Source organism: Myroides sp. C1519 (assembly GCF_038039755.1).
In the GTDB taxonomy this organism is placed as follows: domain Bacteria; phylum Bacteroidota; class Bacteroidia; order Flavobacteriales; family Flavobacteriaceae; genus Flavobacterium; species Flavobacterium phaeum_A.
Window position 1 is genome coordinate 1 of the sequence record NZ_JBBPHM010000004.1, and the last position, 11,277, is coordinate 11,277.

Below are 11,277 nucleotides of genomic sequence, written 5' to 3' on the forward strand. Positions count from 1 at the left end.
AAGGTTACCCAACGGATTTACAGTCCGTCCTCGTTGGCCGCTTGAGTATCTCCCCATAAGCATAATCGCTTATTGTTTGTTTTCAACGGTGCAAATATAGCGCTGTTTCCTTAATCTGCAAGCGTTCTTTATGTTTTTTTTTAACTTTTATTTTCCTTGTACCTCTAACTGTTTGGTTCTAAAAAAAGTACAAGGAAAATATTTTTTAATTATTTTTTAGAATTTGTTCACTGTTTGGCGAATTGCCACAAGTTTTTTCATTAAATCCTCGAAATAATCTAAGTGAAGCATATTCGCTCCGTCACTTTTTGCGTTAGCTGGATCAAAGTGTGTTTCTAAGAATAATCCATCAACACCTACTGCGATACCTGCTTTTGCTACAGTTTCGATTAAATCAGGACGTCCACCAGTTACACCACAAGTTTGGTTTGGCTGTTGTAAAGAGTGTGTAATATCCAAAACAGTTGTAGCAAATTGCTTCATTGTTGGAATACCTCTGTAATCAACAATCATATCTTGGTATCCAAACATAGTACCTCTATCTGTTACCATCACACTCTCGTTTTGGCAATCAAGAACTTTTTGTACTGCGTGTTGCATACTTTCAGGACTCATAAATTGTCCTTTTTTCAAGTTTACTACTTTACCAGTGTTTGCTGCAGCTACAACTAAGTCAGTTTGTCTAACTAAGAAAGCAGGTATTTGTAAAACATCAACGTATTCTGCCGCCATTGCAGCATCACTTTGTTCGTGGATATCCGTTACCGTTGGTACACCAAACTCTTTTCCTACTTTTTGAAGTATTTTAAGTGCTTTTTCATCACCAATACCTGTGAAGCTGTCAATACGAGATCTATTTGCTTTTTTAAAAGAACCTTTAAATACAAAAGGAATCTTTAAATCATCAGTTACTTTAATGATTCGCTCAGCAATTCTCATAGCCATTTCTTCTCCTTCAATAGCACAAGGTCCTGCTAAAAGGAAGAAGTTATCTGCGTCTGTATTTTTAATTAGGGGGATTTTATTAATGTCCATAATACTCAATGTTTATTATTAGTGTGTTACTTTTTCTTGTTTTTGTTCTTTTTTACTTTAACTACTTCTGCTCTGTTTGTAATTGTACGTTGTGCTTCAGGCGTCATATTCTTAGTTTGCAAGAAATATGAAACAATAGACACAATAATTACTCCAAATGAAAGGTTATTCGTTACTCCATTTCTCATAAATAAATCAAAAGAGGCACTTTTTTGAGCTTCTTCTAACGACATATTTGTTTGTGTTGTCAAAGCTTCCAAAAAGGTGTTCATAAAATTAGGAGAAACCTGATAGAAGGTAATGTATTGGATAAGAGGGAAGAAGAAGGTAATCATTACACAGATAACTAATCCAGACAAGAAAGCGCGTTGCCAAGAAATAATACCGTTGTAAAACTCATACTTCTTTTGTCTAATTCCCAACCAATAAAATACAGTAAGTAAAATATTAAATAGTAACTCGAAAGCTACCTCATAACGAATTTTCTCAATGCTGTGAAAACCAAGTGATTTAATGATAAACATCCAAATTAATGCTGCTAAAGTTGCAAGGGCAGCCCATTTAAACTCAATAGAGAAATTCTTCATTACTGTCTTTTAAAATTAATAGTTCAAAAGTAAAGTTTTTATTTAATAGCATAAAATATATTTTAGTTTGATATTTTTTACTAAGTTTAGGAGACTTATTTAATTCTTGGCAAGAAATATGCAGTTATTAGATTAAAAATATTGCAAACAACATTAAAACTATACTTTATGAAAAAAATAATCCTAATTAGGCATGCAAAATCAAGCTGGGATACGATAACAGATGATTTAACACGACCGATTTCTAAGAGGGGGATTAAAGATGCACATCTTGTGTCTGATGTTTTAAAAGAACATTTACCTAATAAGTCGATTATTTGGACGAGTCCAGCTAAAAGGGCAAAGGAAACAGCAACTATATTTTGTCAAAATATGGATTTGAGTTTGGAATGTGTTATAATTAGAGAAGGATTATACACTTTTGAGCACTCAAAGTTGCGTGAAGAGATCAAAAAATGTAAAAATGATCACGATGCGCTAATTCTTTTTGGCCATAATGATGCAATAACAAAATTTGTTAATAAATTTGGTAGCGAAACTTTTGATAATGTACCAACCTCAGGTGTTGTAGTGATAAATTTCGATACAGATGATTGGGGTAGTATAGAATCAGGGGTTACAGAATTAACCATTTTCCCAAGAGATTTAAAATAGAATGAATAGCAATAATAATAGTACAAGCAAATACCGTTACGTTGACCGAGAGAAAAGCTGGTTAGCATTTAATGAACGTGTTTTACAAGAAGCAGGTGATGCAACTGTACCTTTGTTAGAGCGCTTGCGCTTCATCGGTATTTTTTCAAATAACTTAGATGAGTTTTTTAGAGTTAGGTATGCTACAATTCGTAGAATGACTTTAACAGGACAAAGCAATCGCAAGTTAGGTAGTGGAGCGGTAGTAAAAGAGTTATTAGCACAGATTACAGCGCGTGTGATTGAGTTGCAAAACGAAAGTTTACGCATATTACACGAAGTTGAGTCTAAACTGGAAGAGGAAGGTATCTTTATGTTGAACGAGAAAGAGATCAATGAGAAACAACAAGCGTTTGTCAAAGAGTTTTTCTTGCACGAGGTTGCTCCCGATTTAGTAACGATTATCTTAAGTGATTTAGCTGAGTTTCCATTGTTAAGAGATACACACGGATACTTAGTAGTTAAGTTGGCTTTAGATGAAAAATTGCTTGAAAAGCACAAGACCGCTAAGCACAAAAAAGGCTTGTTGGCAGTGCGTTATGCTATTATTGAGATTCCAAATATTGTCAATAGATTTATCGAGTTACCGTCAGATGATGATAAGAAATACATCATTATGTTAGACGATATTATTCGTTATAATCTTGATTCCCTGTTTAATATCTTTGATTATAAAGCTGAGTCGGCTTATATGATTAAGGTAACGCGTGATGCAGAGTTAGACTTTGATACAGATTTACACAAATCGTTTGTAGAGAAGATTTCAAGTGGTGTTAGAGATAGACGAGAAGGAGCTATTGTTCGCTTCGTTTATGATTCATCAATGGATGATGATATGCTTGATTTCTTGATGGAGAACGTTGAGATTGAGTTGAATGATAGTATTATTCCGGGAGGGAGATACCATAACCGCCGTGATTATATGGGGTTCCCAACTACGGGTAGAATCGACTTGACGTATCCTAAACAAGTGCCATTAGCTGTACCTGGCTTGAATTTAGAAGACAGTATTATTCAACAAATACAGAAGAAAGATTATTTGGTTTATACACCTTATCAATCGTTTTCTTATTTAGTGAAGTTCTTACGTGAGGCCGCTTTAGATCCACAGGTTTTATCTATTAAGATTACCTTATACCGATTGGCTAAAAACTCACAGATTATTAGCTCATTGATTAATGCGGTTAAGAATGGTAAGAAAGTTGTTGCTCAGGTTGAATTACAAGCTCGATTTGATGAAACAAGTAATATCTATTACTCTGAATTAATGCAGGCGGAAGGAATTCAGTTGATTTTTGGAGTAAAAGGACTAAAAGTACACAGTAAAATTTGTGTGGTTGAACGTCTTGAAAATAAAAAGATTAAACGTTATGGTTTCTTGTCAACAGGTAACTTTAACGAAAGTAGTGCTAAGATATATACAGACGTAACACTATTTACAAGCCACAATTCGTTAATGAAAGATGTGTCTAAGGTATTTGAGTTCTTACAAGTAAATTATCGCGTACATAAATACAAACATTTGTTAGTTTCTCCACATTATACACGTAAAGGGTTTTACAAGTTAATTGAGAGAGAAATTAAGAATGCTAAAAATGGACTACCAGCATATATTTGGTTAAAAATGAATAGTTTGTCAGACATTAAAATGATTGATAAACTATACGAAGCAAGTAATGCAGGAGTTAAAATTCGCTTGATTATTAGAGGAATATGTTCGTTGATTCCGGGTGTACCAGGTATGAGTGAGAATATTGAAGCAATTAGTATTGTAGATAGATTTTTAGAACACTCACGTATATACATTTTTGGAAATAATAACAATCCAGATATCTATATATCTTCTGCAGATTTTATGACAAGAAATTTAGACGAGAGGGTAGAAGTTACTTGTCCGATTTATGATGAAGCTATCAAACAAGAGTTGATAGAAACCTTTGAAATTGGATGGAAAGGTAACTATAAGACAAGAATTCAATCAGGAGATTTGTCTAATAAATACAGAGGGTTTACTGGTGAAAACAAGTTTCACTCTCAAATGGAAATGTACAAATACTATCAAAATAAATTAAAAAAGTAAAAGGAATATATGCTCAACATAAAGAAGTACGCTGCTATCGATATTGGTTCCAATGCAATGAGGTTGTTAATAATGAACATCATTGAAGAGGAAGGAAAAGAAACTATTTTTAGTAAGAGTTCTCTTATTAGGGTACCAGTGCGTTTAGGTCAGGATGCTTTTACAATTGGAAAGATTAGTGAGGAATCTCAAGAGCGAATGGTAGATGCTATGAAGGCTTTTTATTTGTTGATGAAAGTCAATAAAGTAGAACGCTTTATGGCTTGTGCTACAAGTGCGATGAGAGATGCTTCTAACGGACCAGAGATTGTTGATAGAATATATAAGGAATCTGGAATTAAGATTAGTATTATAGATGGGAAGAAAGAGGCTATGATTATTGCTTCTTCTGACTTAAAACACTTCATTAATAGTCCGAATAGTATTTTATACATTGACGTAGGTGGTGGAAGTACGGAGTTTACTTTATTTGATAAAGGAAAACAGATTAACTCTAAGTCGTTTAAAAACGGTACTGTTCGCTTGCTGAATAATATGGTAGAAGAAAGCGTTTGGACAGATATAGAGCATTGGATAAAAGAAGAGACTAAAGGGCTTGAGAATCTAATAGTAATTGGATCAGGTGGAAACATCAATAAGATCTTTAAGATGTCTGGTAAAGCACAAGATAAACCATTGACATACTTTTATTTACACAAGCAGTTGGTACGCTTAAATACTATGTCTTATGAAGATCGTATTTCGGTATTGGGATTAAATCCCGATCGTGCGGATGTTATTATTCCTGCGATTAAGATTTATAACAATGCTATGAAGTGGAGTGGTGCTAAGTATATTTATGTTCCTAAAATAGGAGTGTCTGATGGTATTGTAAAAGCAATTTATCACAATAAGATTAAATTAGATTATCAAACGATATAGTTGATCGTCGATAGGTATAAAAAAAGAGATAAACACTAATACTGTTTATCTCTTTTTGCTTTTTAAAACTTCTCTATAGCACCTAATCCGAATAAGGCAAAGTCATATTTTACTGGGTCTGTTGGATCAAAATCACGTAAAGCAGTATCAAGCTCTAAGAGTGCCTTTCCATCATTTTGTTTTCTTGTAAGAATACCTAATTTACGAGCCATATTACCTGAATGTACGTCTAAAGGACAAGAAAGCTCACTTGGACTAATAGACTTCCAAATACCTAAATCAACTCCCGCATTATCTTGTCTTACCATCCAACGTAAATACATATTAATACGCTTAGCAGCAGAACCTTTTAATGGGTCTGAGATATGCTTTTCCGTACGAGAAGGATGTTCGATTTCAAAGAATACCTTTTTAAACTTAGAGATTCTTTGTTGCACAGAATATTCGTCTGTAGCGAATATGGCTTCTAACCCCCCGTGATTTGTATAGATGTTTTGAAGAGACTTCACAAAAGTCATAAAGTCCACTCCATTAAAAGTTCTATGTACAAAATCGTGGAGATTTTCTAAGTTGCTTTCACTGTGATTAAGCACAAAATCATAAGGGGAATTTCCCATAAGGTCCATCATCTTATGTGCATTCTTAATAATCATTTTTCTGTTTCCCCAAGCAATAGTAGCACTTAGAAAACCAGCTATTTCAATATCTTCTTTTAAAGAGTAAAGATGAGGGATTTGTACTGGATCATCTGTAATAAAATCAGGATTGTTGTATAAGATTACCTTTTCGTCTAAAAACTCTTTAAGTTCAGCTTTAGTCATTAATAGTCTCTTTTATTTTTATTAAACCATCTACCATTGTAAGCTTGCGATCAGCCATATTAGCTAAATCCTCATTATGCGTTACAATCACAAATGTTTGTCCGAATTCATCACGCAATTTGAAGAATAATTGGTGTAAGTTTTCAGCAGATTGCGTGTCTAAATTTCCAGAAGGTTCGTCTGCAAAGATTACCTGTGGTTTATTGATTAAAGCACGAGCAACGGCAACACGTTGTTGTTCACCTCCGGAAAGTTCAGAAGGGTAGTGAGAAACACGATGAGATAACCCAAGATATTCTAATAAACGCTTAGCTTCAGTTTCTGTTTCCTTCTTATCTTTACCAGCGATAAAAGCAGGAATACATACATTTTCTAAAGCAGTAAACTCAGGAAGTAATTGGTGAAACTGAAAGATAAAACCAAGGTTTAGATTGCGGAACTTAGAAATCTCCTTGTCCTTTAAGTTTAAAACATCTTGATTGTTAATGAATAAGCTTGTTCCGTTTTGAGCAGAAGGTTGGTCTAAAGTACCTAATATTTGAAGTAGAGTAGTTTTACCAGCACCAGAAGCTCCAACGATTGAAACAATTTCTCCCTTTTTAATATGAAGGTCTACACCTTTCAATACTTCTAATTGGTCGTAAAATTTGTGAATATTTACTGCGCGTATCATTTGTTATCCATTTAAGGATACAAAGTAACGATGTTTTAGTTATTATAAAAATGAAAATCATAAAAAGAGAAGTTATAATATTTTAGAAATAAAGATTTATCTTTATACGTGAAAACTCAAAAACAATAAGAAAAGAAATGGAGAATACAAATAATACAAAGACAGCTATTTTTGGAGGAGGATGCTTTTGGTGTACTGAAGCTATTTTTAGTAATTTAAACGGAGTGATTGAAGTTTTACCAGGTTATATTGGAGGAGCAAAAGCCAATCCTACGTATGAAGAAGTTTGTACTGGGCAAACAGGACACGCAGAAGCAATAAAAATCACGTATAATCCATCCTTAATTAATTATAATCAATTATTAGAGATTTTCTTCTCTACACATAATCCAACTACCTTAAATAGACAAGGGGAAGATGTTGGTACACAATATAGAAGTGAAATATTCTATACAGATGAAAACCAAAAGGAATTGGCAAAAGAGTATATGCATATTTTGTCTGAGGAAAAGGTTTTTGTAGATCCGATTGTTACAAAGTTATCGTTGGCAGGAGTGTTTTACGTAGCGGAAGATTATCACAAGAATTACTTTGAGAAGAATGGAGATAAAAATCCTTATTGTCAATTAGTGGTTAAGCCAAAAGTTGATAAATTCAAGTCAAAATACAGTAGTAAATTGAAATAAATAAAGGCAGAAAAATGCTAACAAATCAGAGTATAAGAAATAGACAGCTTGTAATTAGTATCTTGATGGACTTATTAGGATGTATTACTTACGTTTTTCCAGGAATAGGAGAGGTAGCAGACGTAGTTTGGGCTCCAGTGTCAGCTTATATTTTAGCTAAAATGTATCCAGGAAAAATAGGAAAAGTTGGGGCAATCGTCAATTTCATTGAAGAATTATCACCGGGATTTGACTTTATACCAACCTTTACAATTACGTGGGTTTACACTTATATTGTGAAAAAGAAATAGCTTTAAATCAGGTAAATAGATTTGCGAAAATCATAAAGTTTTATTAAATTTATAATAATTAAAAGAACGGTAGAATTCGAGAATTAAAAAAATTTAAAAAAGCATTTTCTTATGAAAAAATTAATCACTTTCTTATTTGCAGCAGCAGCACTAACTTCTTGTACAAACGCTAAAAAGAGCACTGTATTAGGAGATCAAAATGCAGGTAAATCTATTACAGGTTGGTATTATTATCACGTAATGGAAGAGAACTTTGACTCAATTCCTAAATTAATGAATGATGAGTTTTTTAACGCAGAGCAACAAGCAGCATTCGTTAAAAGTTTGAAACAAAGAGAGGCTGAACTTGGAAAAATTAAAAGTTTTGAGTTAGATGAATGGGAATTGACTGATAAAAACAAAAAAGAGAAAACGAAAGATTTCGTATTTGAATACAAAGTAAAGTATGAGAATGCTGAGTCTACTGAAAAAATCTACTTAGAGAAAAAAGGGAATGACCTTAAGATTGCTAAAGTAGAATATGATAAATAGTTAATCTCATACGTAGTAGTATTTGATTATTGAAAACTAAGAGGGATAAAGTTATTTTACTTTATCCCTCTTTTGTTTACAACTTTCATAGTTTTAAAAAATGCAACACCCTTTACTATTACAAAGATTAGGTAGTAAAGCAGTAGGAGAGGTCGCTGTTATTTTCTTAATACTAATGGTAAGTATGGCTTTCTGAAATTCGCATATTTCAGATTTTAAAAAATAAATTCAGAAATATGGAAATTTTCAATGATAACTCTGGTAAGTAGTGGTGTACCTATTTACTATTTCTTGGAAATAGAGGTAAGAATATGCATTGTGTTTTCTTCTCCATATTTTACATCCTTGGAAAAAAGTTCTCAAATATTGAAAATTTGAAGAGGACTCGTCTATGATAGTAAACGTGTAAAATAATGTGCTTTAGTGATGAAAGGGATTTATACAAAAAAAGGCTTAAACTTTTAAAGCTTAAGCCTTTCATTATAGTGTATTCTAAAAAGAATAGATATTATTTTATTCTGAAATGAATTCAGTAATGATAGTTTGCATTTCTTCAAGATTAGCAACTTTTAAATCAGGGTGTGATTTTAACCAAGTAGCATTCAATTCTTTCAAGTCTTCTTTAATATCTTTAAAAGAAGCATCATCAAGTAGGGCAGCTGTAGCTTTATCCTTTCCGAAATCTGATTGTAAGAATTTCCCCAATTTGATTTTACTAAATGCCTTAACTCTTCTCATTTGTTTTTCAAAAAACTCTAAGCTTTCAGGGGCATTCATAGCAGCTATTCCAGCTTGAATAATCTCAATCAAATCTTGGTCCCATTTGCTTTTCCATATAAAAGCAGGTAAACCTTCTTCTTTTAAAGTTTGGAAATAATAGTCAACACAATAGCTACTGAAAGCATCAGGATGTAATTCGTCATCTCCGATTTCTGAAGAACGTAAAACGTTGATTACAGAGATATTTGAATCTACAATATCTTGTATATTATCACTATTAAAAGCATTTTCTGAAATTAGTATAAACTCAAACTCTTTCATTGTAAAGTATTTATTAGTTTTAAAAAAAAGCGATTCTATTTACAGAATCGCTTTTAAGAAATATATTAAGATTTTTGTTCTTTGTTGAAATATACTAAGTAGTAGTACATTTGTTTTTCTTCATCCCATCCTTTTTCTACAAACTTATCTGCACTTTCTGGATTGATAAAGTCTAACTTAATTTGAATATTGGTATCTAAGTTAATAACATTCTTCAATTTCTTTCTTGCATCCGAAACAGCATTGTTTGCAATTGGGAAAGAAGTTGTGTCTTCGATACTATATTTTTCTCCTTTATCAACTTTGTAGTTTTTAAACTCAGCAGCTAAATCAGGATTGTCAATTACTTCATTTAAGAAGTTAGTTTCTTCAAACTCGTCGTTCTTAGCAAAGTAGTTTACAGAACGATTCATAAACATAACTTCCTCTTTTTTGTCCTCTGCTGGTAAAACAACTTCTTTAGCAAAGTCTTGACAGAACTTCAAGTATTTCTTAGTCATAAATGCCTCATCTTGGAAGATATCTACATTTAAGAAATGCTCTAACCAATAACGAGCGTCATATTTATTACTATCAATAGTTAAGATTTTATACCCTTCTTCTTTTTTATAATTGAAGATGATACAACCTTTATCTAACTTATTTAAGTTAATTCCTTGTTGCAGAACCATTTCTAAGTTAGAAGCCTTTTCTTGGAACTGTAAGAAGTCTGTTTTAATTTCACTTTTAAAGATACCTATTGCATCAACCACATTATTATCAATAGACAAGTTCGTTAAATAAGCTACATAAACCTCTCCGTTTTTAATATGAGGGTGGTTAGATTGCTCAAATAAATGGCGTGTTATCTTTTGAGATACAGCGTGCGCATTTTCAGCAGAAGGAGCGTTAAATACTTCATTTGCTAAATTGTACATTTCATTGAACTCTAAATCAACATCGTGTGCAAATTGATAATAGTTTTCTTCTTTCTCACGGAAAGGCTTGAAGAAGTACTCTTTTAATAAAGGAGCAATTTCATCATTTAAGTTGTAAGGCTCTTCAGATAAGAAGATAGCTTCATTTCTACTTTTATTACCAACTCTATGAATAGAAAGAGTTTCAACGTGTGCATTAAATAAGTTAATCATAACAATAGTTAAAAGGTGTAGATTATACTACAATATTAAAAGTAAATAGTTTTAAAAAAGATTAGTTCCAATTGTCTTCATAACCGAAGTCTTCAAAACTATCATCTCCGTCGAACATATCGTAATCTTCTTCATCGAAGTCATCGTCAAATTCTCCAAAGATATCTTCATTAGAAACAGGATCAGCACTGAAGTTTTTACCAGGCATTCCATCAGGTAAAATACCGTGAGAGAATAATAATTCAGGGTAAACAACACCAGGTTCTTCCTCTTCAACAGCACCAAGCTCAACGAAGAATGTCCACATATTTAAAAAGTCATAAACATAAATAATCTTAGTGTTATCTTCGTTTAGGATTGTATTGATAGGAGTAGAGTGCATTGTTTTACTTTCTCCCGGTTCTTCGCCCATATCAAACAAAGAAATCTCATCTTCTAATTGTGTCCATTGATCATCACAAGCATAAAACGAAGCAGCCTCCATTCCGTCAAAACCAAAGGCATTAACGATAGCATTGTGTAAATCTTCTAATGAATCACTTTCTAAAATAGCAATATCTCTAAATATATCTTCCTCAGTATCAAGGATAACTCTAAACTTATAAACCATATCTTATTTGTGGATTTGAAACGCAAATTTAAACTTATTATTCATTTTTAGAGAATAAATGCGTGCCTTTTTATTTACATTTTATTTATGCTCTTACAGAAGATTGAAGTTCAGTTTTTTATCTGTAATTATCTCTATTTACAATTCATCTTCCTTATTCTACAATTCGGTAGCTTTCT

General features: G+C 32.4%; 13 protein-coding genes. 6 read left to right on the forward strand and 7 right to left on the reverse strand.

The features are described 5' to 3' along the window. Positions 1–216: 216 nt before the first annotated feature. Complete coding sequence (gene kdsA / locus AABL81_RS03590; protein ID WP_158210833.1) at positions 217–1,035, reverse strand: 3-deoxy-8-phosphooctulonate synthase; 819 nt, start codon at positions 1,033–1,035, stop codon at positions 217–219. A gap of 26 nt (positions 1,036–1,061) precedes the next feature. After that, positions 1,062–1,622, reverse strand: coding sequence for a DUF4199 domain-containing protein (locus AABL81_RS03595; protein WP_158210834.1), 561 nt, complete (start codon positions 1,620–1,622; stop codon positions 1,062–1,064). A gap of 168 nt (positions 1,623–1,790) precedes the next feature. On the opposite strand from AABL81_RS03595, the gene AABL81_RS03600 reads away from it, so the two are divergent. The 3 genes from AABL81_RS03600 to AABL81_RS03610 are packed head-to-tail and all read left to right on the forward strand — an operon-like array spanning position 1,791 to position 5,316. Further along, positions 1,791–2,276, forward strand: a complete 486-nt coding sequence (locus AABL81_RS03600) for a SixA phosphatase family protein (protein WP_158210835.1) — start codon at positions 1,791–1,793, stop codon at positions 2,274–2,276. Between the two features lies 1 nt (position 2,277). After that, positions 2,278–4,395 (forward strand): polyphosphate kinase 1, encoded by a 2,118-nt coding sequence (ppk1, locus tag AABL81_RS03605; protein WP_341340362.1) that lies wholly within the window; start codon positions 2,278–2,280, stop codon positions 4,393–4,395. Positions 4,396–4,404: 9 nt separating this feature from the next. Next, a complete protein-coding gene (locus AABL81_RS03610) occupies positions 4,405–5,316 on the forward strand; it encodes a Ppx/GppA phosphatase family protein (RefSeq protein ID WP_158210837.1) in 912 nt (303 codons plus the stop codon). A 62-nt stretch (positions 5,317–5,378) separates the two neighbouring features. Here the strand turns inward: AABL81_RS03610 and AABL81_RS03615 are convergent, their stop codons facing one another. Then, entirely contained in the window at positions 5,379–6,137 is a 759-nt protein-coding gene (locus AABL81_RS03615; RefSeq protein ID WP_341340363.1) for a TIGR02757 family protein, read from the reverse strand. Then, a complete protein-coding gene (locus AABL81_RS03620) occupies positions 6,130–6,810 on the reverse strand; it encodes an ABC transporter ATP-binding protein (RefSeq protein WP_158210839.1) in 681 nt (226 codons plus the stop codon). The genes AABL81_RS03615 and AABL81_RS03620 overlap by 8 nt, the downstream gene beginning before the upstream one ends. Before the next feature lie 137 nt (positions 6,811–6,947). On the opposite strand from AABL81_RS03620, the gene msrA reads away from it, so the two are divergent. From msrA to AABL81_RS03635, 3 genes are all read left to right on the forward strand, one after another. Then, complete coding sequence (gene msrA / locus AABL81_RS03625) at positions 6,948–7,496, forward strand: peptide-methionine (S)-S-oxide reductase MsrA (RefSeq protein ID WP_158210840.1); 549 nt, start codon at positions 6,948–6,950, stop codon at positions 7,494–7,496. Between the two features lie 14 nt (positions 7,497–7,510). Further along, entirely contained in the window at positions 7,511–7,786 is a 276-nt protein-coding gene (locus tag AABL81_RS03630) for a hypothetical protein (RefSeq protein ID WP_158210841.1), read from the forward strand. Between the two features lie 111 nt (positions 7,787–7,897). Beyond that, entirely contained in the window at positions 7,898–8,317 is a 420-nt protein-coding gene (locus AABL81_RS03635) for a hypothetical protein (RefSeq protein WP_158210842.1), read from the forward strand. 513 nt (positions 8,318–8,830) lie between these two features. Here the strand turns inward: AABL81_RS03635 and AABL81_RS03640 are convergent. From AABL81_RS03640 to AABL81_RS03650, 3 genes are all read right to left on the reverse strand, one after another. Next, a complete protein-coding gene (locus AABL81_RS03640; RefSeq protein WP_341340364.1) occupies positions 8,831–9,358 on the reverse strand; it encodes a DMP19 family protein in 528 nt (175 codons plus the stop codon). 65 nt (positions 9,359–9,423) lie between these two features. Further along, a complete protein-coding gene (locus AABL81_RS03645; protein ID WP_158210844.1) occupies positions 9,424–10,488 on the reverse strand; it encodes a nucleoid-associated protein in 1,065 nt (354 codons plus the stop codon). A gap of 61 nt (positions 10,489–10,549) precedes the next feature. Further along, positions 10,550–11,098 carry an IS1096 element passenger TnpR family protein gene (locus AABL81_RS03650; RefSeq protein ID WP_090410390.1) on the reverse strand — a complete coding sequence of 183 codons (549 nt, stop codon included), beginning with the start codon at positions 11,096–11,098 and terminating at the stop codon, positions 10,550–10,552. Positions 11,099–11,277: the final 179 nt, after the last annotated feature.